Below are 23205 nucleotides of genomic sequence, written 5' to 3'. Positions count from 1 at the left end.
CACGGCGTCCTTTTCACCTTTATTATCAGGCAATGGTATGACGACAAAACACAGTATGATCAAAAACCCCATCCCCTGGCCCAACGGAGCACGCTGCGCCGTGGCGATCACCTTTGACGTGGATGTGGACAGCTTTCTCCATCTGCAACGCCCGGCAGACAGCTATAAGCGGGTGAGCACCCTTTCAACACTGCAATACGATCCGCAGATCGGCGTACCCCGCATCCTGCAAACGTACCGCGAGCTGGGCCTTAAGCAGACCTTTTTTGTCCCGGCATGGTGCATCGAACGCTACCCGGACATGGTGGCGGCCATCGTCAGGGACGGTCATGAAGTGGGTCACCACGGTTACATCCATGAGCACGTCAACGAACTGAGCGAAGCCGAAGAGCGCTTTTGGCTACGTAAGGCGATTGAGATTATCGAACGGCATACCGGCAAACGGCCACGCGGATTCCGCGCCCCGCTGTATAACTTTTCCCCGGCCACCACCGACCTGCTGATCGATGAAGGATTTCAGTACGATGCCTCGCTAATGGGCGACGACATGCCTTACCTGTTGCGCGGGAAAAAAGGCCATCTGGTGGAGCTGCCCACCCACTGGGCGATGGACGACTGGCCCCCTTACGTACATATGAGCGACATCGACTACGTGATGCCGATCCGCTCGCCGCAGGAGGCGATCGGAGTCTATAAGGCGGAGTTCGACGCCATGTGGGAGTACGGCGGGCTGGTGGTGGCGGTGTGGCACCCCTTTGTCACCGGGCGACTGGCCCGCTGGCACGAAACGGTGCGCTTTATTGAATATATGCAGGCGCGCGGCGGCGTCTGGTTCGCCTCTCTTGAGGAGATAGCGGCCCACGTCAATAAGGTATACGCCAAAGGGCTGGTCAAGCTGCGAGAAGAACCCATGCCGCCCTATCCGGGGCCGGTCACCTATGACAAATTCTGAGATTATGGCGGGCTATCCTGCCCGCCACCCTCCGGGCCGTCGCAAGCGACGTTTTAAATCGCTCCCGGCGATTTTTTATGGCGGGCTATCCTGCCCGCCTATGGAGCAACCTCAATGATCGCAGACGGGCGCCAAACACATTGATCAACAACCCCAGCATAATCATCAGCGCACCGACTACCTGTAAGGCGGAAAGGGATTCGTCGAGGAATACCGCCGCACTGATTAGACCGGTCACCGGCACCAGCAAAGAGAGCGGCGCCACGCGCCAGGTTTCGTAGCGCGCCAGCAAATTTCCCCATATGCCGTAACCGACTATCGTGGCGGCAAAAGCCAGATAAAACAGTGACAGTATGGTAGGCAGTTGAATATTCGCCAGGCTGGAGAGAATGACCGCTTCACCCTCAAACAGCCACGAACAGGCAAAGAAAGGCAAGATGGGGATCAGCGCACTCCATACCACCAGCGACATGATTTTTACGTTACCGTTCTGAGTCATGATCGTCTTGTTGCTGATATTACCGAACGCCCAGGACAGCGCACCGGCCAGCGTGAGGAGTAGCGTGGTCAGCGTCATGCCGGACGCCGTCTGTGCAGCCAGCCGACCTTCAGCCAGTACAACTACCCCCAGCGCCGCCACCAGCATACCGGTGATATGGTTCCATTTAAGTTTTTCCGACAGTAGCACAGCGCCGATAAGCAGTGTAAAAAACGCCTGCGCCTGAAGCACCAGCGAAGCAATGCCCGCCGGCATCCCTAGCTTGATGGCGCAGAACAGAAAAGCGAACTGGCCGAAACTGATGGTCATACCGTAGGCCAGCAGCCAGCGGAAAGGGACGCAGGGCGCGGGCACAAAGAAAATAGCCGGGAGCGCCACCAGCGAAAAACGCAGCCCCGCCAGTAAAAAAGGCGGCATATCCTGCAAACCAACCTTAATCATGACGAAGTTCACGCCCCATAAAATCACGACGCAAAGTGCGAGCAGCCTGTCTTTTACCGACATCAAAAACCTCTTATTACCCCATCAGGCAGAGCCATTGATAACCAAAATACAGTTAAAGTGAGCGCATGAATATGAAAAAATCCCTGTGATTTAGGGCACTACAGATGTTATCAGACACCTTCAGCAACCACTGCACCGAAGGATGAAATTGCGGTTAGATTAGAGTAACTATTGACGTGATAAAGAGGGTGAAGATATCACGAACGATCACACAGCGTAGTCCATCCACCGCTGTGACATGCTTTCCAGGCCCTGAGTCCGGCACATGTGTGGCTGATTGGCGTTCCCTTTGGCCCCGCTCCTTCGCTCCACTGACTCCGCCCTTTCGATCGGGGACTTTCACCCCTTGATCTTTATCGGCCCTGGTTAATGCTGTATATGTATACAGCATAAACTTATGATAAACTCAGATAGTTATCATTTACGTCAAAATCAGGAACATATTTAAATGAGTAAAATCAATAAATTAAAAGTCATAGATCTCTTTTGCGGGGCTGGGGGCTTATCCTGCGGCTTTATGAGAGGTAAAAATGGCGCTCATTTCGAAAGCGTTCTGGCACTTGATAATGATAGTGCTGCAATCAAAACCTATAACGCAAACTTTGGTCAGCACGGAGTTGTCGCAAACATAGAAGACTGGATAGCTGATAATCCGGTTCCTAAGGCTGACGTTGTCATTGGTGGCCCTCCATGCCAAGGCTTCAGTTTGCTGAACAAAAACCGCGCAGGCGACTATCGACGTGCTCTTTGGGAACCCTACATGGACATCATCGAGAAATCATCAGCCTCCGTGTTTGTAATGGAAAATGTGCCTGGTTTACTGTCAAGCAATGAATTTCAGGATATTTTAAACCGCGCTGAGAGTATGGGATTTATCCTCCTTAACCCATCAGTGCTCAATACTGCTGACTATGGTGCCCCTCAAACACGTAAACGTGCAATTGCTGTAGGCATAAAAAAAGATCGTTTCTTCCAGGATTGCATTCCTGATTTTCCACCCCCTCCCACTCATCAAGGTCCTGATAAACCCGGTACGCTTCCCACTTGGCATACTGTGAAAGATTTTATTTATGATCTACCTGAACCAGTAGGAACCGAGATTCGTAATACTGAACCACCTCTGGATCTGCATTTTGGCAGAAACCCTACAGATCTCTCTCAGGAACGCTATCGTGCAGTGCCGATAGGCGGAAATCGATTCGATTTACAGAAAAACAGACCGGATATAACCCCTGCCTGCTGGATTAAGAAGAAATCTGGTGGTACAGATCTTTTTGGTCGGCTGTGGTGGGAACGTCCATCAGTAACAATTCGGACTGAGTTTTTTAAACCAGAAAAAGGGCGTTACCTCCACCCAGAAAAACACCGCCCGATAACTCATCGTGAAGCTGCAAGGTTAATGAGCTTCCCTGATGATTTTGTCTTTGTCGGCAGCAAAACGGAAATAGCTCGCCAAATTGGTAATGCTGTTCCGCCTGTTTTTGCTCAACAAATAGCATCCTATGTTATTAATTTAATGGAATATAGAACTCAAAATGGCGAGAAGATCGAAGAAGAGCGAACCGGAAACGCTGCGTAAACAGCTTTTAATGCTTATCTCTGATTTTGAGCATAAGCTTTTGGATGAGTCTCTTCGGGAACAGGTACTGGCACTTGTTCCCGCAAACCATCTATTACGTGATTTAGGCAGTTCTCTGTTAAATGAAGATAACTGCAACTCAGCCCGTGATCGCATACTGGCATATTTATTGAAATACCCGAAAATCATTATTCATGGTGATGAATTGATGGTTGTTGCTGGCATTAGTGAATATGCCCGCAGGATTCGTGAGCTGCGTGTACAGTTTGGATGGTCAGTTTTAAGCGGTACTACCCTCAAAGAAATGGTGGAACAGAATGAAATTACCCTACAACAAATCCAGGCAAGTTCATCAAGCAGTCTGAAAACCGATATCTATGCGATTATGGGCATAGAACAAGATAGAGAAGCTGCATTACGATGGAATGAAGCAAATGTTCTTCGTCGAAGCAAAGCTTCTACTAAAGACAAAATTCTTACATATTTGAGAAGAAATGTTGGTCGCCCTGTTACTGGCGAAGAATTAAAATATCTGGCTAACGATAGTAAAGAGTGGGCACGACGCACGCGTGAGCTGCGTACAGAAGATGGCTGGCCTATTGCCACTAAGAATTCTGGACGTCCTGAGCTTGAAGTCGGCGCTTATCTACTTGAAGAAGACCGACAAGCGGAAGTACACGACCGAAATATCCCTGATTCATTAAGAGTTAAAGTCCTTGAAAGGGATCATCATTCGTGCAGAAATTGTCATTGGTCACATGACAATAAAAAACCTAACGATCCGAGAACATTCCTTGAACTACACCATATCGAATACCATGTAGACGGCGGAGAAAACTCTTTAGAAAATCTCATAACTTTATGCAATGTTTGTCACGATGAAGTACATAGGAAAAAAATAACAAATATGTATTTATTAGACTTAATCAAAGATTAGATATCGAGGTCGGCAAGAGTGAATTTTAATTGACCCTGTAAATAATTCTATGTAATTGACATTCGGTTAAAGGTGAACGGGTACGCGTTCCCCCCCTTTGTCAGGATAGTTGTCATCTCCATCAAAAACACTAATAGCGCGGTGGTCAGTGGAAACAAAGTTTTTACAGGCCGTCGCCAAATGAAAAGCGGCGCTCTGGCGAAGGCAAAAAGAGGTTAATCCATTCGACACTTGCCACGATAATCCATCGCTTTCCCAATACGTTGAATAAGCAAATGGCCGAGGTGATTATTCCAGTTGAAGCTATTTTGCAGCACCACCACCGCAATCTTGTGCTGGCGATCCAACCCGATATAACTTGAGTACCCACCAATATATCCCACCTGATAGGTGATACGTTGCAGGCCGATTTCATCGGTAATCCAGGCAATATTCGCCGCCTCTTTGGTGCGGTTGTAATAGGTTTTCAGGGAATCGCTGATGGCTTCATCCAGCGCGTGGTCGCCTGTCGGGTAGAGGTGCGCGTGAGCAAATTTCAGTAAATCATTAGCGCTGGTATAGAGGCTGGCAGCCCCCATCATATAAGAAGAAAAATGCCAGTCGGGTATCGGTGTGCCGCGTAAAATAAATTTTGGCTGATCGCCCGCATGACCAAGTGCGCGATAAGGGAATTGTTTTAATTTTTCCGGCGTGAAGCTGGTATTTTTTAGCCCGAGCGGCTGGATGATATTGTCGTTCACTGACCGGTCGATCGGCTCGCCGGTCTTCAACCGCAGGATGTAATTCAAAATGGCGTAGCCGAGGTTGGAATAGATGGGCGCGGGATTGTCCGGCGCATTAAAATTAGCCAGATAGTTCAGCACGCGATCATCATCCAGTGTTGTATAAAAGTTGTTTCCGGTGAACAGATACTCGGCGAACAACCTCAGCATCTGCACATCCATCACTTGCCGTGGTAAACCGGATGTATGCGTCGCCAGTTGCAACAGGGTGATTTTCTTTGCCCGTTCACTTAAGCGAATGTTCTTAGGCATCAATTGCTCAAGCGTATCATCCCATTTCAATACGCCGCGTTTTACCAGAATAGCCGTGGTTTCCGCCGTAAAACCTTTGCTCACCGAACCCACGGCAAAAAGGGTATCGCCGGTTATCGGGTAGCGATGATTATGGTCAGTTACGCCATAGCCCCAACTGCGCATTCGCCCATCGGCGGTCAGCACCCCAACGACTAAACCCGGAGTCATATTCTTTTTGAGTAATGGAACGGCGAGGCGATCGATTTCCCCTTTCAAATCATTACCACAGGCCAACGACTGGCTGTCAACATTCGATGCGTCAATCGGCATATTTGATAATGTGCCACAACCGGCAAGCGTCAATACAAAAGCAGTACAGAACGCTAATTTAAGGGCTGCAAACATAATTATCTTTTCTGAGGGCTAAAGGGGTTGCGTTGAATTGAATGATTTTACCGGGGATCCCGATGAGATAGCTACGCTTTATTCACATCCGTTTTCTACTCCGCCTGATAAGTCAAAGCCGCTTTTCTGGAAGCGCCCTCACCATCAATTAACAGATGGATGATAGTTTAACTCTATCGCAATATTAATATTATTCGATTTTACCTATAACCCGACAATCTCTAAGATGAATCATCCGGTTAAAAAGCAGAGACATCAGTCTGCGCCTTCAACAAAAATATTGTCGTGCACAATATCAGGGAACCCGGCATTCCAATAAGACCGGGTAGCTAATTACTCAAAAATAAAGGTAAGGATATTATGTCAACTGAAGCAAAGTGCCCATTTGGCCATGGCGCCGCCAGCAAACACACCGCCGGTAGCGGCACTACCAACCGTGACTGGTGGCCGAATCAACTGAATCTGAAAATACTGCACCAACACACTTCGGTGTCTGACCCGATGGACAACGACTTCAACTACGCTGAAGAATTCAAAACCCTTGATCTGGCTGCGGTTAAACAAGATCTGCATACGCTGATGACGCTGTCTCAGCCGTGGTGGCCAGCGGACTTCGGTCACTACGGGCCGTTATTCATTCGTATGGCATGGCACAGCGCGGGCACCTATCGTACCGGCGACGGGCGTGGCGGCGCCAGCAGCGGCAGCCAACGCTTTGCCCCCCTCAACAGTTGGCCTGACAACGTCAACCTCGACAAAGCGCGCAGGCTGCTGTGGCCAATCAAGCAGAAATATGGCCGGAAGATTTCATGGGCCGACCTGATGATCCTCACCGGCAACGTGGCGCTGGAATCGATGGGGTTCAAGACGTTCGGCTTTGCCGGTGGTCGTGCAGACATCTGGGAACCGGAAGAAGACATCTATTGGGGCGCGGAAAAAACCTGGCTGGATGATAAACGCTACTCCGGCGATCGCGATCTCGAAAACCCGCTCGCCGCCGTGCAGATGGGGCTGATCTACGTCAACCCGGAAGGGCCGAACGGCAACCCGGACCCACTGGCGTCGGCGCGGGATATCCGTGAAACATTCCGCCGTATGGCAATGAATGATGAAGAAACCGTCGCACTGATCGCCGGTGGTCACACCTTCGGCAAAACCCACGGCGCGGGTGACGCCGCCCATGTCGGCGCAGACCCGGAAGCCGCCGGTATTGAAGAAATGGGTCTTGGCTGGCGCAGCAGTTTTGGCAGCGGTAAAGGCGGAGATACCATCACCAGTGGACTGGAAGTGACTTGGACTTCCACCCCGACTCAGTGGGGCAACGGCTTCTTCGCCAACCTGTTCGGTTATGAATGGGAACTGACGAAAAGCCCTGCGGGCGCCCATCAGTGGAAACCGAAACAGGACGCAGGAGCAGGAACAATACCGGATGCGCACGATCCCTCGCGTCGTCACGCCCCGTCCATGCTGACCAGCGATATCGCGCTGCGTGTCGATCCGATCTACGAAAAGATTTCGCGCCGCTTCTTTGAGAACCCGGATCAGTTCGCAGACGCTTTCGCCCGGGCCTGGTTCAAACTGACGCACCGCGACATGGGGCCACGCGTTCGCTATCTCGGCTCGGAAGTCCCGGCAGAAGAATTGATCTGGCAAGATCCGATTCCAACAGTCGACCATGTACTGATTGATGAGCAAGACATTGCCGTCCTGAAGCAAACCATTCTGGCATCGGATCTGTCGGTGTCAGACCTGGTGTTCACCGCCTGGGCGTCGGCCTCCACATTCCGTGGCTCCGACAAACGCGGCGGCGCGAACGGCGCACGCATCCGTCTCGCCCCGCAAAAGGACTGGGAAGCCAACCAGCCGGCGCGGGTAACGAACGTACTGAACCGGCTTGAGGCTATCCAGCGCGACTTCAACAACGCACAATTCGGCGGCAAGCGGGTTTCACTGGCGGATCTGATCGTGTTGGGTGGCTGTGCGGCGGTCGAGCTGGCGGCAAAAAGCGCGGGCCAGAGCGTTACCGTTCCCTTTACGCCGGGACGGATGGACGCCTCGCAGGAACAAACTGATGTGGAAAGTTTCGACGCGCTTGAACCGATCGCTGACGGCTTCCGCAACTACCTGAAAGGTCGATACAGCATATCCGCCGAGGAATTGCTGGTTGACCGGGCGCAATTGCTGACCCTCAGTGCGCCGGAAATGACGGTTCTGGTTGGCGGGCTGCGCGTACTGAATGCCAATGTCGGGCAGTCTCAGCACGGTGTCTTTACCCAACGCCCTGAATTGCTGACCAATGACTTCTTCGTCAACCTGCTGGACATGAGTACTTCATGGAAAGCGATTCCGGCAAGCACAGACGTGTTTGAAGGGCGCGACAGCGCAACCGGCGAACTGAAGTGGACCGCCACCCGCGCCGACCTGGTCTTCGGGTCAAACTCGCAACTGCGCGCCCTGGCGGAAGTGTATGGCAGCGCAGACGCACAAGCGAAGTTTGTGCAGGACTTTGTCTCCGCCTGGAACAAAGTGATGAACCTGGATCGTTTTGATCTGGCGTAACGCCACGACGCAAAACTAACCCGCTCCCGCCCGGTGTGATGTCACGCCGGGCGGGATTTTTTTGCCGACTCTTGATCAAAATGAGGATTAAAGCAATATCAGGCTGCAGTTGAAACGCGCAACGAACTAACATGGTTTAATGATGCTGAGTGGACATGACTGCCGGGGGAGCGACATGACGCCGCGAAAGCACGGGATATCAGGGCGCTGGCGATTGCGCCCTGCGTCGGGCATTACCGCATCGTCACAAACTCTTCGGACGCCGTCGGGTGAATGGCAACCGTATTGTCGAAATCTTGTTTGGTCGCGCCCATTTTTACCGCCACTGCAAAACCCTGTAGCATTTCGTCCATACCGAAACCAATACCGTGGATACCCACAATCTTCTCGTCCTTGCCCACGCACACCAGCTTCATGCGGCACGGCTGGCGATGCTGCGTCACGGCGGTATACATGGCGGTAAAAGACGAGGTATAGACTTTAACCCGATGGTCGCCATACTGTTCGCACGCCTGTGGCTCGGTAAGGCCGACGGTGCCAATAGGCGGGTGGCTGAAGACCACGGTCGGAATATTGTGGTAATCCAGGTGCTCATAGGGTTTGTTGTTAAACAAACGCTCAGACAAATGACGGCCTGCGGCCACGGCGACCGGCGTTAACTCCACCGCACCGGTGTTATCCCCTACGGCATAGATGCCGGGTATGTTGGTATTCTGGAATTTATCGACCTGGATATAGCCTTTATCATCCAGTTCAACCCCGGTCACGCTCAGGTTCAGGTTATCCGTCGCTGGCTCACGGCCAATGGCCCAAACCAGGCAATCAACGGTTTGCGTCTTGCCGTTCTCCAGCGCCAGCGTCAGGCTGCCGTCGGTATTTTTCACCACCGACTTAGGCGTTGACTCGGTATGCAGAGTCGGCCCTTCGCTGTTCATTATTTCAACAAGGGTGTCAATAATCAGCGGATCAAAGCTGCGCAGCGGCGTTTTTTTACGCACAAACAGGTGTGTTTCCGAGCCAAGCGCGTTCACCACCCCGGCGATCTCCACCGCGATATAGCCAGCTCCCACGATGGCCGTGCGTTTCGGCAAGGCGTCCAGCGCAAAGAAGCCGTCAGAATCAATACCGTATTCGGCGCCGGGAACATCAGGACGCGTGGGACGGCCCCCTGTCGCAATCAATATATGGTCGGCGGTGATTTTCTCACCATTCACTTCCACGGTATGCTCATCAATAAAACGGGCGAAACCGTGGATCACATCCACATTGTTTTTACCCAGCACCTTATCGTAAGACTGGTGAATACGGTCAATGTAGGCGCTGCGGTTTTTAATCAGCGTACACCAGTCAAACCGGTTAACCGTGATATCAAAACCATAATCAGGCCCATACTGATGGATTGCCTCGGCAATCTGCGCCGCGTGCCACATTACTTTTTTCGGCACACAACCGACGTTAACACAAGTACCGCCCAGATATTTCGCTTCGATCAACGCACATTTTTGCCCATACATGGCCGCACGGTTAATAGAGGCAATCCCACCGCTGCCGCCACCAATAGCCAGGTAGTCATAGTGTTTAGTCATCAGAATATCCATGCTTGGGTGAATAAAATTTGCCTAGAGTGTAACGTCAGAGCCCGGCTGCCCGTAAAGATTGTGTCTATGATTGCAATAGGGAAAAGCCGCCGATGCGTCGAACGCCGAACCACTGCCAACCTCGCCGGATAACAACAACTTACTCCGGTACAACCTGCTCAACATGTACATGCCCGGTTCCTGCCGGAACCAGCACCTTATGCAGCCAGGGCAGAACGCTTTCCATCTGCGCTTTCAACTTCCACGGCGGATTAATCACAACCATCCCGGAACCCGTCATACCGTGCCGATCACTATCCGGCAACACCGCCAACTCAATCTGTAATATGTTACGGATGCCGGTGGCTTCCAGCTCTTTCAGCAACCGTTTGATGTGCTGGCGCAGCACCACCGGATACCACAAAGCAAACACCCCGGTGGAGAAACGCTTGTGGCCTTCCTGAATACCTTTCACCACCGCCTGATAATCCGTTTTCAATTCATACGACGGATCGATCAGCACAAAACCGCGCCGCGACAGCGGCGGCAACTGCGATTTCAATTGCTGGTAGCCGTCATCACGCAATACCCTGGCGCGAGCGTCTTTCTGAAACTCATTACGCAGCAGTGGAAAATCGCTGGGATGCAGCTCCGTCAGATGAATTTTGTCCTGCTCGCGCAGCAACTGACGGGCAATCAGCGGCGAGCCGGGGTAATAGCGCAACTGACCATGATGATTATAGGTGCGAACCGCCTGCATGTATGGCCCAAGTTCGGCGGGAATATCGTCGCGCTGCCAGATTTTGGCGATACCGTCCAGATACTCTCCGGTACGCTCCGCATGTTCGCCGCTCAACTGATAGCGCCCGGCCCCCGCATGGGTATCCAGATACAGGAAGGGTTTTTCTTTCTCTTTCAGCGCGGTGATGATCAGGCTCTGAACAGTGTGCTTGACCACATCAGCATGATTGCCGGCGTGGAAACTATGGCGGTAACTTAGCATTAGACTCTCTTGCTTTTTGGCGTTTCAGAATGGCACGGTAAAAATCGTTGCCAGTATAGACTGTCTGGCCGATAAAAAGTTAACTGCATCGCAGCAGGCGCAGCAGCATTCCCCCGGTTCGCTTTCGCTGCCATTGATTTTCACTACATTTAACCTCATGTTAGGGGTTAACCTGCAATTTATATTCCGCCTTGTCGGTTAATAACGGCAACCAGCTACCCACAATTATCAGGACGGCGCTATGACGAATCCACTACTGACTCCTTTCACCCTGCCCCCTTTTTCCAAAATAAAAACGGAAGACATTGTCCCGGCGGTAAAATCCGCACTGGAAACGTGCCGTCAGACTGTGGAACGCGTGGTGGCGCAACCCGGCCCCTTTACCTGGGATAACCTTTGCCAGCCGCTGGCCGACAGCGATGATCGCCTCAGCCGCATCTTTTCACCGATCGGCCATCTGAACTCAGTGAAAAACAGCCCGGAACTGCGCGGCGCTTACGAACAATGTCTGCCGCTGCTGTCTGAACACAGCACCTGGGTCGGCCAGCATGACGGGCTGTATCAGGCGTACCGTAACCTGAGAAACGGTGAGCATTATGCCGCCCTGAGCGTGGCGCAGAAGAAATCCGTCGATAACGCCCTGCGTGATTTTGAACTGTCCGGTATTGGTCTGCCCCCGGAAAAGCAGAAACGCTATGGTGAAATTGCCGCCCGCCTGTCCGAACTGAGTTCGCTGTTCAGCAACAATGTGCTGGATGCCACTATGGGCTGGAACAAGCTGGTAACGGATATTACCGAGCTGGAGGGAATGCCGGAAAGCGCGCTGGCCGCCGCCAAAGCACTGGCTGAATCCAAAGAGCAGGATGGCTGGCTGCTGACACTGGATATGCCCAGCTACCTGCCGGTAATGACCTACTGCGCCAATCAGGCGCTGCGTGAAGAAATGTACCGCGCCTATGCCACCCGCGCTTCCGATCAGGGGCCACATGCGGGTAAATGGGACAACAGTGACATCATGGCGGAAAAACTGGCGCTGCGTCATGAACTGGCGCAATTACTCGGTTTCGACAGTTATGCGCATAAGTCACTGGCCACCAAAATGGCGGAAAACCCGCAGCAGGTGATCGACTTCCTGTCCGATCTGGCCAGGCGCGCTCGCCCTCAGGCAGAAGAAGAGCTGGCGCAGTTGCGCTCTTTTGCCAAGACGCACTACGGCGTTGATGATCTGCAACCGTGGGATATCACCTACTACAGTGAACAGCAGAAACAGCATCTCTATTCTATCAGCGATGAACAGCTACGCCCTTATTTCCCGGAGCAGCGAGTGGTCGAAGGGCTGTTTGAAGTCGTTAAGCGTATTTATGGCATCACCGCCAAAGAGCGTAAAGACGTAGACGTATGGCACCCTGAAGTGCGCTTCTTCGACTTGTTTGATGAAAAGGGCGAGCTGCGCGGCAGCTTCTACCTCGATCTCTATGCCCGCGAACATAAACGCGGCGGCGCCTGGATGGATGACTGCGTAGGTCGCCTGCGCAAAGGCAATGGCGAACTGCAAAAACCGGTCGCCTACCTGACCTGCAACTTCAACCGTCCGGTCAACGGCAAACCGGCACTGTTCACACATGATGAAGTCACCACGCTGTTCCATGAATTCGGCCACGGTCTGCATCATATGCTGACCTTGATTGATGCCGCGGGCGTTGCCGGTATCAGCGGCGTGCCGTGGGATGCCGTCGAACTGCCCAGCCAGTTTATGGAAAACTGGTGCTGGGAACCGGAAGCGCTGGCCTTCATCTCCGGCCATTATGAGACCGGCGAGCCGCTGCCGCAGGAACTGCTGGATAAAATGCTGGCGGCGAAAAATTATCAGGCAGCGTTGTTCATCCTGCGTCAACTCGAATTTGGCTTGTTCGATTTCCGCCTCCATGCCGAGTTTGATCCCGCCAAAGGCGCGCAAATTCTGCCGAGGCTGGCCGAAATCAAAGCGCAGGTTGCCGTGGTGCCAAGCCCGAGCTGGGGGCGCTTCCCGCACGCTTTCAGCCATGTTTTCGCCGGTGGTTATGCAGCGGGTTATTACAGCTATCTGTGGGCCGATGTACTGGCGGCGGATGCCTACTCCCGTTTTCAGGAAGAGGGCATTTTCAATCGCGCCACCGGTCAGTCTTTCCTGGACAACATCCTGTCTCGCGGGGGATCTGAAGAACCAATGGATCTGTTCAAACGTTTCCGTGGCCGCGAGCCGCAACTGGATGCCATGCTGCACCACTATGGTATTAAAGGATGAGGATCTGCCTGTTGGCGGAGCAAGGCGCCGATAACGGCGCCTTAACCGCACTGGCTGAACGCTGGGGATTGGTATGCGATCCTTGCGCCACCCTGGCGCTGGCGCTTACGCCAGATCGTCTGGAGTTACGCAAACAGGACGAGCCCAGACTGGGGGCGATCTATGTCGATTTCGTCTCCGGCACACTGGCGCACCGCCGTCGTTTCGGCGGCGGACGCGGTGAAGCCGTCGCCAAAGCAGTAGGCATTAAAAAGGATTACCGGCCCGATGTGGTTGATGCCACCGCAGGGCTGGGGCGTGATGCGTTTGTATTGGCGGCATTGGGATGCCGGGTACGGATGGTGGAGAGAAATCCAGTTGTGGCCGCGTTACTGGATGACGGATTGCAACGCGGCTATCGGGATGCGGAAATCGGCCTGTGGCTGCGCGAACGACTAACGCTGTTGCACGCATCCAGCCTGGATGCGCTACGCGGCATTACCCCACCACCAGATGTGGTTTACCTCGATCCGATGTTTCCGCACCGGCAAAAAAGCGCGTTGGTGAAAAAAGAGATGCGGGTGTTTCAATCATTGGTGGGAGAGGATAATGATGCAGACGCTTTACTGGCGCCCGCACGGTGGCTTGCCAAAAAACGCGTGGTGGTGAAACGACCGGACTACGCGCCGCCGCTGGCTGGCATTCCGGCCCAGTCCTCGCTCGAAACCAAAAGTCACCGCTTCGATTTTTATCTGCCGCAAGCTCAGGAATAACACTCAATCCTCCTTTGCGCGAGGTCTTAACCTAACGCCTTGCTTTCGCAAGGCGTTATAGTGGTTTTATACGCTGCCTCGCAACAACTGACGACGTTTTATTCTTCGTCATCTTCCCGCAGCGGGACAATCAACATATCGATATGTACCGTGTTAATCAACTGACGTGCGGAAGACATGAGTTTGCTCCAGAAATCCTGATGATGGCCGCAGAGCACCAAATCTATATCGTATTTGTTGATAGCATCCACCAATACCTGCCCTAGATCGCCACTGCCGCTCAGTGTTTCAGTAATGGGATAACCGGCATTCTGAGAAAGCTCAGTCAAGGCATTCTGGGTTTCTTCAGAGATCCGTTGCTGCATATCCCCCAGATTGACGTCAATAAGACCGGTGTAGAGGTCAGAGTAATTCACATCGACATGAATTAAAGAAACCTTTGCGTTATACGGCCTCGCCATAGATACCGCCTTTTCCACTAACACCTTACTTTCTGGAGAAAGGTCAACAGCAATGAGGATATGTTTGTAAGCCATAATAAGACTCCTTCCGTAAAGACTAATGATGGGCCAGCAGATTTTCTCCTGCCAATCTGATACTTAACAGTGGATTATAGAATAGCATTTCGCTGCGCTATGGTTATGTTCAGCGGATCACAACGCCATGTTTTAGCCTATGGTGGGGGAAAAACCAGATTATAACGACCTAACACCTTGATTCCTCCATCAAAGACCGCTTTTCAATCCTGTCAATATTATTGATAAGTGTAGTAGAAAGCGCTTCTTTTTAGGGTTAAATCACGCGATTTCTTCTTTCATTCCGGTCATAACGACAGAGAAAGTCGCTTACTGCGCCGATTTTACTGTATCTGTAGCAAAAAAATATGTTCCTCTTCTACAATAAAAGTGGGGGGTGATCAGTACATGCGTTCACCCTCAGGGGGTGGGAAATAACAATAGGGTTAACCGTGGTGCTTTGGTCATCCGGTCGTACTATAAAATCACGTGAAGAACGTGTGGCATAAATATTCGCAGATTGGTCATTGGCAAAACCTGCACTGCCATTATCTCTGACGAATAATACAATCGGGAAGCGGGAGGGAAGTATGATCAGTTCATTTGCGCTTTTCTGGGCTTTATGTGTTGTCTGCATCATCAATATGGCGCGATATTATTCCTCATTACGCGTGTTACTTCTGATATTACGTGACTGTGACCCGTTGCTTTATCAGTACGTGGATGGGGGTGGTTTCTTCACATCGCATGGTCAGCCGAGCAAACAAATCAGACTGGTACGTTATATCTACGCGCAGCGTTATCTTGAACATCATGATCCTGAGTTTGTGCGCCGCTGCGAAAGGGTGCGAGGTCAGTTTCTGCTGACGACCGCGTTGTGTGGATTGGTGGTTATCAGTTTAGTGGCGATGTTGATCTGGTATTGAACAAATGGAATGTTATAGAAAGTAAAAAGGCGAATCTTGTAAGAATCGCCTTTTTTATGATGGGCTATCCCTGCCCATCCCCCTTCGGGCCGTCGCAAGCGACGTTGAAAATTTCTCCCGGAAATTTTTTATGATGGGCTATCCCTGCCCATCCCCCTTCGGGCCGTCGCAAGCGACGTTGAAAATTTCTCCCGGAAATTTTTTATGATGGGCTATCCCTGCCCATCCCCCTTCGGGCCGTCGCAAGCGACGTTGAAAATTTCTCCCGGAAATTTTTTATGATGGGCTATCCCTGCCCATCCCCCTGCGGGCCGTCGCTAAATGATTTTTAATGCCAGCCAGTACAGTGAGCCAGACAACAGCAACGATACAGGTAAAGTCAGTACCCAGGCCAGCAGGATATTTTTCACCGTTTTCCCCTGAACACCACCGCCATCAACGATCATCGTCCCGGCCACCGCCGATGACAACACGTGGGTGGTGGAAACCGGCATACCGGTATAACTGGCGACGCCAATCGACAAGGCGGCGGTTACCTGCGCCGAAACACCCTGTGCATACGTCATCCCTTTCTTACCGATTTTCTCACCAATTGTGGTTGCCACACGCTTCCAGCCTACCATCGTCCCTAATGAAAGAGCGAGCGCGACAGCAATGATGATCCAAATCGGCGCATACTCGATAGTCTGCAATAGGTCTTTACGCAGGTTGCTCAGGTAGCGTCTGTCATCGGTTGGGGTTTCCGGCAGTTTGATAATCCGATCCATGGTATCGGCAATACACATCAGTAATCGGCGAACATTACCGCGATCGTCCGCATTCAACTGCTCGTAACTTTTCAGGTTGTTCAACAGATCCATTGTCTGCTCAATGGCAATCATGACGCGGGAGCTGTCACAGTGAAACTCGGTCGTGCCATTCCCGTTTACCGGAATGGTTTTTTCCGGTGACGGAATGAGCGGCGGCGACAGATCGATAACATGCGCCAATGCCGCACCGTGCTGCTGATAATACTCCTGTAAATTGACAACAGAATCTCGGGTACGACTGATGTCATAGCCGGACGCGTTCATATTGACGATAAACCCGGCGGGGGCCACACCAATCAGCACCAGCATAATAAGACCAATACCTTTCTGACCGTCATTCGCGCCATGTGAAAAACTGACCCCAATCGCAGATAAAATCAGCGCGGTACGCGTCCAGAACGGCGGTTTGCGTTTACCATCCTGTTTTTCACGATCGCCTGGCGTGAGGTGTACGCGCTGGCGTTTTTTACTGTTGTTCCAGAAACGACGTAATAAAAAGACCATCAGACCCGCAATAATCATCCCCACAATCGGCGATAAAATTAACGACAGGAAAATAGCGATCATCTTGGGAACATTAAGCGCATCCACCACCGACGTATCCGTCAGTAATGCATTGGTTAAGCCAATCCCAATAATAGCGCCGATCAACGTGTGTGAACTTGAGGCAGGAAGCCCAAAATACCAGGTTCCGAGATTCCAGATAATGGCGGCCAGCAGCATGGAAAAAACCATCGCCAGACCATGAGCCGAACTGACATTCAGCAATAAATCCGTGGGGAGCAGATGGACAATGGCGTAAGCAACGCTTAATCCCCCCAGCAACACGCCAAAAAAGTTAAACACACCCGCCATGACAACAGCGAACTGCGCTCGCATAGCACGGGTATAAATAACGGTAGCGACGGCATTGGCTGTATCGTGAAAACCATTGATGGCTTCATAGAACAGTACAAACAACAAAGCCAGTATCAACATCAGACCGGTGTAATAATCCAGTCCGGCAAATAAATGTAGCATAAGCGTTAGGCCATTTAGTGGTCATGAACGCGGCGCATTATCTGCGACAAGCAGGGGAAGGGAAAAGGGAAATATGACATTTTTTTGACTTAGCGTGTAAAGCACTATGGCAACAAGCTCATTTAATCAATAAAAATCAAACAATTATATAGTTTTACCAAAAAACGCAAATTGTTACGCTAGTATCTGACAGAAACGGACACTACAATTTGCCGCCCTGAAGGTTCCCGTCTTTCACATTAGGGCCAATAACCGGAGAAATCATTGTGGAACAGTTTGATGTTGTCATCATCGGCGCTGGCGCGGCGGGGTTGTTCTGTGCGGCCCATGCTGGGCGACGGGGGTTACGCGTTCTACTGCTCGACAATGGTAAAAAGCCCGGACGTAAAATTTTGATGTCTGGAGGAGGGCGCTGCAACTTTACCAATATGTACGCCGAACCCGCGGCTTATCTGTCTCAAAATCCTCATTTCTGTAAATCGGCCCTGGCGCGATATACCCAATGGGATTTCATCAGCCTGGTGAATAGCCACAATATCGCCTACCACGAAAAAACCCTCGGTCAGCTATTCTGTGATGATTCAGCCCAACAAATCGTCGATATGCTGGTTAAAGAATGCGAACAGGCTAACGTCACGATACGTTTGCGCAGTGAAGTGGTTTTGGTGGAAAAACCGGGTGACGTATTCATGTTGCAATTGGCCAACGGTACAGCACTTCATAGCCCGGCACTGGTGATTGCCAGCGGCGGCCTGTCCATGCCGGGTCTGGGAGCGACGCCATTCGGTTATCAAATCGCCCGGCAATTCGGATTAAATGTCTTGCCAACACGGGCGGCGCTGGTGCCCTTTACGCTGCACAAACCGTTACTGGAAAATTTACAGACGCTATCCGGCGTTTCCGTTCCCGCCGTTGTTACCGCTGAAAACGGGGCTACGTTTCGCGAAAATATTTTGTTTACCCACCGCGGACTCTCCGGCCCGGCGGTTCTCCAGCTCTCAAGCTACTGGCTACCGGGCGAGTTTGTAACGATAAACCTGTTACCCGACCGGGATCTCCGCGCATGTCTTAATGATGAACGCACCGCCCACCCTAATCAAAGTCTGAAAAATACGCTGGCGCAGTGGCTCCCCAAACGGCTGGTCGAATGTCTGCAAACGTTGGGACAGTTGCCAGATGTCACACTGAAACAACTGAACAGCACACAGCAATTGCAGATTGAGGAAAATATAAGGCAATGGCGGGTACAACCCAATGGCACAGAAGGCTACCGGACAGCGGAAGTGACATTGGGCGGTGTGGATACCCGTGAGCTATCCTCCAAAACGATGGAAAGCAGCAACGTACCGGGATTGTATTTCATTGGCGAGGTGGTCGATGTCACCGGCTGGCTTGGGGGCTACAATTTCCAATGGGCCTGGAGTTCAGCCTGGGCCTGCGCTCAAGCGCTCTCTTGTGCGAAATAAAAACTATAATTAATTATAGTTGCCAGGTTTAATCCACTCACCATAACCTTGAGAGAAGCGCTTTCTACAGAAGCGACTTATTCGCACCGAGTCAGAAATTGAGAGACAATACAATATTTTCTGGTTCTACAGGCTTGCTACTACTGTCGACTCACGTATTCTCATCCAAGGCATTGGATCCGCCAAATAAAGGAGATATGGATGATTCCCGGGCATGGCAAGCATAAAAGTAACTGGCCGCTATTACTGGCAGCAGGTTTGTTACCGCTGCTACTTGGTTTGCTGTTCACTTTTGTCGAATCACGGGTGATGGTTAAACGAAACCTCGAATCTACCGCGTTAATCGCTCTGCATCACGCTGAAAACATCACCGAGCAAGCATGGGCTATGGTGACTGAACTCGATCGCTTTAGCGGTCAGCCCTGTAGCGAGATTGGCGCTGAATTGCAGCGGCTTGGCTCAGTATTTTCCTACTTTCGCGCAATCGGCGTCACCGAGGATACCAACGTCTACTGTTCGTCGACGTTCCGTCACACCTCAACCCCCATGGACGTTGTGATTATGCAGCCCCTCCCATCTCCCCTGCCCAAGCGATGGAGTCTGTCAATGGCTGGCTCGTCGAGCGTGCAAGGCCGTCCGGCGATCATATTCGTTCAAATGCCGCTCAATGGCTACGGCGCCTATGCTATGGTTGATGCTCAGTATCTTATTGACCTGATGCTCGCTATCGGAGATGAGCGCGAATATCAGTTAACATTAACGGTGAATAATGGCTATCCCATTAAGGTTGGCCGGACAATCCCCCACGTTTCAGGCATATTTTCCACTGCTGAGTTTGAAAGTAAATCGGATCAGTTTCCGATTGCCGTGCGCGTGGTTGCGCCAATCGAAGAATCTATAAGAACCTGGAAACAAACATTTTTTACCTTTCTGCCAGTTGCGATTATCTTGTCCCTGTTTTTCATCGTCTTTGTGTGGAACAGGCAAAAGCGCAAGCTGTTATTTCGGGATGAAATTCGAAAAGGGATTGTTAACGGTGAATTCTCCGTCTATTACCAGCCAATCTACGATTCAGTGTCAAAGCATTGCCTCGGCGTCGAAGCCCTGCTGCGCTGGCGGCGTAGCAACGGGAAATGGATCAGGCCAGACGTTTTTATCACCGCTGCCGAAGCGGAAGGGATGATTATTCCCATTACTCGCCACCTGTTCGATCTCGTCGCAACAGACGTCGCTGGCTGGCAAGCAAGACCAGGGTTTCATCTTGGTCTTAATGTCGCCGCGGAACATTTACAGCACCCGAATTTTGTTTCAGACGTGCGCAATTTCGCAGCAAAAGTGGCGTCTCATCAACTAAATATCACGCTGGAGCTAACGGAACGCAGCCTTATCAGCAACGGTTCCGACGTCATACAACGGTTACATAAACTGCGTGACGATGGGTTCCTGATAGCTATTGATGATTTTGGCACCGGCCATTGTTCACTCTCATACCTGCAAAACTTCCCATTGGATTATCTGAAAATAGATCAGGGTTTTATCAGTACCATCTCGTCATTGGATGAGGAAGCGCCAATACTCGATGCCATCATCAACCTTAGCCAGCGGATGAACCTTAAAATGGTGGCGGAAGGCGTGGAAACCGCGAAACAACTGGCTTACCTGAAACAGCGTGGCGTTATTTACATCCAGGGGTTTCTTTACGCCAAACCTATGAACAGTGAATCTTTAATCGTCTGGCTTCATTACAACAACAATAAGTCACTGGAGAGTTTTATGATAAAAGACGAAACGCAGCGCGAGGAATAACCGACGAACCAAAACGCCCGTCCAGAGCGTGAGATACCACGAGGTATGTCGTGCCATGTTTTCCCTCCACATACTTTTTAGGTATACCGGTGAGGTATGCCTAAAAATCCGGGTAAAACCGTCGCAAACCGATAGATAACAAACAATAAAAATCCCATCTAGCAACATAAACTCACGCCACTCGGCTGTACCAAAAGAAAGAGAGCTGTGCATCAATTCGCCCACACGTTTCGCAAGCAGCAAATTTCTTACACGCAGTAATTCCAGCGGAGTGCGTTGTCTGTTATCACCAGCCAAAGCAAAGAACGACCGGCGGCTACCTTCTCCATGCTTCACCGCATTGGTGTTACCGACTGGTGCGCCAGCACCGGTACGCTTACCGCCCCAGCCGGACGATCTTGATTGTTGGTGGTGTTTTTTGTTGTTTTTCATGACTGCTTGGTTATTAGCTGGTGAATGTGCGTTCTTCACAAATCAGAAAATACAACGTTAAAGATTTTCACCTGTGTATTTAGGCTTACTTTTGTAAAGGCTCTGTGTTCACCATTTTGACGGTAAACGCCTGTGCGTATGAAAGACGCGTAGAATCTGGAACATATTATCTTTCACGCGGTAAGGGATGATGTAGGGATAGTGTGTTAACACAAGCTCACGCGTTCCCGGCACACGGCCAGGTCTTCCCATTGCTGGCTGTTGTGGTAGTAATTCCGTTAACCTTTGAACTTCATCCACAAACTCACTGGCAGCTTGTGGATCGTCTTGCGCAATATAGAGATACTCGGCTTCCAAATTGGCCGCGGCTTTACGCAGCCATTTAATTTCCATGTCTTGCAGTACCTAACTTTTTAAACAGATTGCTCATCTCATCTGATGAGACAAAATCACCCGCATCGGCTTCTTTAATGGCTTGCTCGATCTCTGTAATCTGCCAGGCTTCCCGCGCAAGATAGTCTTCAATGGCTTGTCCAGCCAGAAAAGAGCGTGTACGCCCTGTGGCTTTAGCCAGCGCATCAAGCTGCGCGGTTGTTTCATCATTTAATCGAACGGACATGACACCCATACTATTTCCCTCACTACAGTGTGTTTTTTGTATACATTGTAGTTATCAGCATGGAGGGAAGCAAGTTATCACAAAATAGTGTATTGGGAGATGCCATTACATAAACTTCATGAGCTACTAATTTCAGCCCCAAAAATCGGTCTTTATAAATACTCCTTCCACTCTCCTTAGCCGGCGTCTGCTCCACCGCTACCCGTAAACCTCGCGCCCCTTCGGATGCCAACGTCTTGCCAGTAGCGGCACTTTCCACAAATCCCCCCCACCAGCACATCAACACTTTGCGCTGTTCATCGGGCGCTTTGGATCTCGGAACGATGGGAACACGTATTCTCTGTGGCCGCTGATCGGCTTCATGGCTTCCAGAACCGCCAGCGCTTATCTGGCAACGGTATGACATGCTCACGTCGCATCTTCATTCTGCCCGCTGGAATAGTCCACGTTTTATTACTAGGTCTATTTCATCCCAACGCGCTTCCGCCGCTTCAGCGGGACGGGTCACGGTCAGTAGTTGCCATTCAATAACCAGGCGAGTTTGTAGCTCGATACTGGCTATCAATAACATCTTCATCAAACCGGGTAACGCTTCTGGCCGGATGGTTGGCATATGCTTTTTAACAGGAGACTGAAAAACCTTTCTGATTTTTGCCGCTGGATTGGCCGGGATTAAGCCGCCATTAACGGCGTAATCATTACCTCGTTAATGCGTTGCATAACGCGCTTGAGGGCTTCCAGCTTTCCGCTGGCCTGTAACGGTTCCAATGCGGTAATAAAATGGCGGGCGGTAAGATGAGAGATCGGCACAGAACCGACATCAGGCAAAATGTATTTATCCAGAGAACGCCAAATATCCTTAATTGTGTTTGCTGCCAACTGCTGGGATATTTTTATCTCGTACCAGTCGGCGGCAACTTTGGCGACAGTATTCTGGTTAACAGCATCCGCCTGTTCGCGCTGCTGTTGCTGGTGGAATTGCGGATCAATGCTTTTTTTCTAAGAGCGCTTTGGCTGCTTCGCGCATTTGTCTGGCATCAGCCAGAGAGATTGCAGGATAACTGCCAAACGTCAGGGTGGTGCGCTTTTTGGTCTGTGGGTGTTAATAGCGAAAACGCCATGTCTTTGTGCCGGTGGGTTTTACGAATAACACCAGTCCCCCGCCATCGTGCAAAGATAGCTCTTTATCTATTGCTTTAGCGGCCTTGACTTCCGTGTTAGTGAGGGGCTTTGCCCGGACTGCCATGATCGTTACCTTTGGGACTACGCTATTATGGGACTATGCAGATGTAGTCCTAAATGTGGTCCCAAAGTTTCCGGCTGTAAACGGGGTACACCGATAGATAACAGGCAATAAAAAACCCGCCAATCCAGACAGAAGGCGGGTTTCTTATCTTTTCCGGTGGTAACTGATACCTACCGAAAGTCGATTTGGTCGGTGAGAGAGGATTCGAACCTCCGACCCCTTCGTCCCGAACGAAGTGCGCTACCAGGCTGCGCCACTCACCGAACGCGGGCGCATATTACTGCTCCCCTATTGAGGCG

18 protein-coding genes, 1 tRNA gene and 2 pseudogenes are annotated in these 23205 nt (G+C 51.1%); 9 read left to right on the top strand and 12 right to left on the bottom strand.

Annotated features, from left to right (window positions below):
* Positions 1 to 37: 37 nt before the first annotated feature.
* Positions 38 to 952 (top strand): polysaccharide deacetylase family protein, encoded by a 915-nt coding sequence (locus BIY29_RS11300; RefSeq protein ID WP_121575223.1) that lies wholly within the window; start codon positions 38 to 40, stop codon positions 950 to 952.
* Positions 953 to 1037: 85 nt separating this feature from the next.
* Here BIY29_RS11300 and BIY29_RS11295 read toward each other — a convergent pair whose 3' ends face one another.
* Together BIY29_RS11295 and BIY29_RS20645 are read right to left on the bottom strand one after the other, a co-directional pair.
* Positions 1038 to 1955 carry an EamA family transporter gene (locus BIY29_RS11295; protein WP_121575222.1) on the bottom strand — a complete coding sequence of 306 codons (918 nt, stop codon included), beginning with the start codon at positions 1953 to 1955 and terminating at the stop codon, positions 1038 to 1040.
* Positions 1956 to 2183: 228 nt separating this feature from the next.
* Positions 2184 to 2276, bottom strand: a pseudogene (locus BIY29_RS20645) (hypothetical protein); the annotation flags it as partial.
* A gap of 127 nt (positions 2277 to 2403) precedes the next feature.
* Here BIY29_RS20645 and BIY29_RS11290 point away from each other — a divergent pair.
* Positions 2404 to 3534, top strand: a complete 1131-nt coding sequence (locus tag BIY29_RS11290) for a DNA cytosine methyltransferase (RefSeq protein ID WP_121575221.1) — start codon at positions 2404 to 2406, stop codon at positions 3532 to 3534.
* A complete protein-coding gene (locus tag BIY29_RS11285; protein ID WP_121575220.1) occupies positions 3491 to 4471 on the top strand; it encodes an HNH endonuclease in 981 nt (326 codons plus the stop codon). The genes BIY29_RS11290 and BIY29_RS11285 overlap by 44 nt, the downstream gene beginning before the upstream one ends.
* A 215-nt stretch (positions 4472 to 4686) precedes the next feature.
* Here BIY29_RS11285 and BIY29_RS11280 read toward each other — a convergent pair whose 3' ends face one another.
* Positions 4687 to 5892, bottom strand: coding sequence for a serine hydrolase domain-containing protein (locus BIY29_RS11280; RefSeq protein WP_121575219.1), 1206 nt, complete (start codon positions 5890 to 5892; stop codon positions 4687 to 4689).
* 360 nt (positions 5893 to 6252) lie between these two features.
* Here BIY29_RS11280 and katG point away from each other — a divergent pair, with 360 nt between their 5' ends.
* Entirely contained in the window at positions 6253 to 8451 is a 2199-nt protein-coding gene (gene katG / locus BIY29_RS11275; RefSeq protein WP_121575218.1) for a catalase/peroxidase HPI, read from the top strand.
* 233 nt (positions 8452 to 8684) lie between these two features.
* Here katG and gorA read toward each other — a convergent pair whose 3' ends face one another.
* Positions 8685 to 10037 (bottom strand): glutathione-disulfide reductase, encoded by a 1353-nt coding sequence (gene gorA / locus BIY29_RS11270; protein WP_121575237.1) that lies wholly within the window; start codon positions 10035 to 10037, stop codon positions 8685 to 8687.
* Between the two features lie 151 nt (positions 10038 to 10188).
* Complete coding sequence (locus BIY29_RS11265) at positions 10189 to 11031, bottom strand: 23S rRNA (adenine(2030)-N(6))-methyltransferase RlmJ (protein WP_121575217.1); 843 nt, start codon at positions 11029 to 11031, stop codon at positions 10189 to 10191.
* Between the two features lie 241 nt (positions 11032 to 11272).
* Here BIY29_RS11265 and prlC point away from each other — a divergent pair, with 241 nt between their 5' ends.
* Entirely contained in the window at positions 11273 to 13315 is a 2043-nt protein-coding gene (gene prlC / locus BIY29_RS11255) for an oligopeptidase A (RefSeq protein ID WP_121575215.1), read from the top strand.
* A complete protein-coding gene (gene rsmJ / locus BIY29_RS11250) occupies positions 13312 to 14067 on the top strand; it encodes a 16S rRNA (guanine(1516)-N(2))-methyltransferase RsmJ (RefSeq protein WP_121575214.1) in 756 nt (251 codons plus the stop codon). The genes prlC and rsmJ overlap by 4 nt, the downstream gene beginning before the upstream one ends.
* Before the next feature lie 98 nt (positions 14068 to 14165).
* On the opposite strand, the gene uspA is transcribed toward rsmJ, so the two are convergent.
* Positions 14166 to 14603 carry a universal stress protein UspA gene (uspA, locus tag BIY29_RS11245; protein WP_121575213.1) on the bottom strand — a complete coding sequence of 146 codons (438 nt, stop codon included), beginning with the start codon at positions 14601 to 14603 and terminating at the stop codon, positions 14166 to 14168.
* 569 nt (positions 14604 to 15172) lie between these two features.
* Here uspA and uspB point away from each other — a divergent pair.
* Positions 15173 to 15508 (top strand): universal stress protein UspB, encoded by a 336-nt coding sequence (gene uspB, locus BIY29_RS11240; RefSeq protein ID WP_121575212.1) that lies wholly within the window; start codon positions 15173 to 15175, stop codon positions 15506 to 15508.
* Positions 15509 to 15825: 317 nt separating this feature from the next.
* Here the strand turns inward: uspB and pitA are convergent, their stop codons facing one another.
* Positions 15826 to 17337 carry an inorganic phosphate transporter PitA gene (gene pitA, locus BIY29_RS11235; RefSeq protein ID WP_121575211.1) on the bottom strand — a complete coding sequence of 504 codons (1512 nt, stop codon included), beginning with the start codon at positions 17335 to 17337 and terminating at the stop codon, positions 15826 to 15828.
* Positions 17338 to 17603: 266 nt separating this feature from the next.
* Between pitA and BIY29_RS11230 the strand changes: the two genes are divergently transcribed.
* Together BIY29_RS11230 and BIY29_RS11225 are read left to right on the top strand one after the other, a co-directional pair.
* Positions 17604 to 18803 (top strand): BaiN/RdsA family NAD(P)/FAD-dependent oxidoreductase, encoded by a 1200-nt coding sequence (locus BIY29_RS11230; protein ID WP_121575210.1) that lies wholly within the window; start codon positions 17604 to 17606, stop codon positions 18801 to 18803.
* A gap of 201 nt (positions 18804 to 19004) precedes the next feature.
* Positions 19005 to 20609: an EAL domain-containing protein gene (locus BIY29_RS11225; protein WP_121575209.1), complete on the top strand. Its 1605-nt coding sequence runs from the start codon at positions 19005 to 19007 to the stop codon at positions 20607 to 20609.
* Here BIY29_RS11225 and BIY29_RS20640 read toward each other — a convergent pair.
* The 5 genes and pseudogenes from BIY29_RS20640 to BIY29_RS11200 all read right to left on the bottom strand — a co-directional run bounded on the left by BIY29_RS20640 (position 20562) and on the right by BIY29_RS11200 (position 23169).
* Complete coding sequence (locus tag BIY29_RS20640; RefSeq protein WP_240630100.1) at positions 20562 to 21041, bottom strand: hypothetical protein; 480 nt, start codon at positions 21039 to 21041, stop codon at positions 20562 to 20564. The genes BIY29_RS11225 and BIY29_RS20640 overlap by 48 nt on opposite strands.
* 108 nt (positions 21042 to 21149) lie before the next feature.
* Positions 21150 to 21434: a type II toxin-antitoxin system RelE/ParE family toxin gene (locus BIY29_RS11215; protein WP_121575208.1), complete on the bottom strand. Its 285-nt coding sequence runs from the start codon at positions 21432 to 21434 to the stop codon at positions 21150 to 21152.
* Entirely contained in the window at positions 21424 to 21669 is a 246-nt protein-coding gene (gene relB, locus BIY29_RS11210; RefSeq protein WP_121575207.1) for a type II toxin-antitoxin system RelB family antitoxin, read from the bottom strand. Before relB ends, BIY29_RS11215 begins: the two co-directional genes overlap by 11 nt.
* Before the next feature lie 187 nt (positions 21670 to 21856).
* Positions 21857 to 22906 (bottom strand): annotated as a pseudogene (locus BIY29_RS11205) (integrase arm-type DNA-binding domain-containing protein); the annotation flags it as partial.
* 186 nt (positions 22907 to 23092) lie between these two features.
* Positions 23093 to 23169 (bottom strand) — tRNA-Pro (locus tag BIY29_RS11200).
* Positions 23170 to 23205 lie beyond the last annotated feature (36 nt).

It is taken from the genome of Brenneria alni (assembly GCF_003666245.1).
Lineage (GTDB): Bacteria > Pseudomonadota > Gammaproteobacteria > Enterobacterales > Enterobacteriaceae > Brenneria > Brenneria alni.
The sequence above is the reverse complement of the archived record's forward strand: the minus strand, read 5'-3'. Positions and strand labels throughout refer to the sequence as shown.

Excerpts from the sequence above, each read along its gene's own strand:
- BIY29_RS11300 (WP_121575223.1), top strand. The coding sequence starts at position 38 with ATGACGACAAAACACAGTATGATCAAAAACCCCATCCCCTGGCCCAAC.
- BIY29_RS11295 (WP_121575222.1), bottom strand. The coding sequence starts at position 1,955 with ATGTCGGTAAAAGACAGGCTGCTCGCACTTTGCGTCGTGATTTTATGG.
- BIY29_RS11290 (WP_121575221.1), top strand. The coding sequence starts at position 2,404 with ATGAGTAAAATCAATAAATTAAAAGTCATAGATCTCTTTTGCGGGGCT.
- BIY29_RS11285 (WP_121575220.1), top strand. The coding sequence starts at position 3,491 with ATGGCGAGAAGATCGAAGAAGAGCGAACCGGAAACGCTGCGTAAACAG.
- BIY29_RS11280 (WP_121575219.1), bottom strand. The coding sequence starts at position 5,892 with ATGTTTGCAGCCCTTAAATTAGCGTTCTGTACTGCTTTTGTATTGACG.
- katG (WP_121575218.1), top strand. The coding sequence starts at position 6,253 with ATGTCAACTGAAGCAAAGTGCCCATTTGGCCATGGCGCCGCCAGCAAA.
- gorA (WP_121575237.1), bottom strand. The coding sequence starts at position 10,037 with ATGACTAAACACTATGACTACCTGGCTATTGGTGGCGGCAGCGGTGGG.
- BIY29_RS11265 (WP_121575217.1), bottom strand. The coding sequence starts at position 11,031 with ATGCTAAGTTACCGCCATAGTTTCCACGCCGGCAATCATGCTGATGTG.
- prlC (WP_121575215.1), top strand. The coding sequence starts at position 11,273 with ATGACGAATCCACTACTGACTCCTTTCACCCTGCCCCCTTTTTCCAAA.
- rsmJ (WP_121575214.1), top strand. The coding sequence starts at position 13,312 with ATGAGGATCTGCCTGTTGGCGGAGCAAGGCGCCGATAACGGCGCCTTA.
- uspA (WP_121575213.1), bottom strand. The coding sequence starts at position 14,603 with ATGGCTTACAAACATATCCTCATTGCTGTTGACCTTTCTCCAGAAAGT.
- uspB (WP_121575212.1), top strand. The coding sequence starts at position 15,173 with ATGATCAGTTCATTTGCGCTTTTCTGGGCTTTATGTGTTGTCTGCATC.
- pitA (WP_121575211.1), bottom strand. The coding sequence starts at position 17,337 with ATGCTACATTTATTTGCCGGACTGGATTATTACACCGGTCTGATGTTG.
- BIY29_RS11225 (WP_121575209.1), top strand. The coding sequence starts at position 19,005 with ATGATTCCCGGGCATGGCAAGCATAAAAGTAACTGGCCGCTATTACTG.
- BIY29_RS20640 (WP_240630100.1), bottom strand. The coding sequence starts at position 21,041 with ATGAAAAACAACAAAAAACACCACCAACAATCAAGATCGTCCGGCTGG.
- BIY29_RS11215 (WP_121575208.1), bottom strand. The coding sequence starts at position 21,434 with ATGGAAATTAAATGGCTGCGTAAAGCCGCGGCCAATTTGGAAGCCGAG.
- relB (WP_121575207.1), bottom strand. The coding sequence starts at position 21,669 with ATGGGTGTCATGTCCGTTCGATTAAATGATGAAACAACCGCGCAGCTT.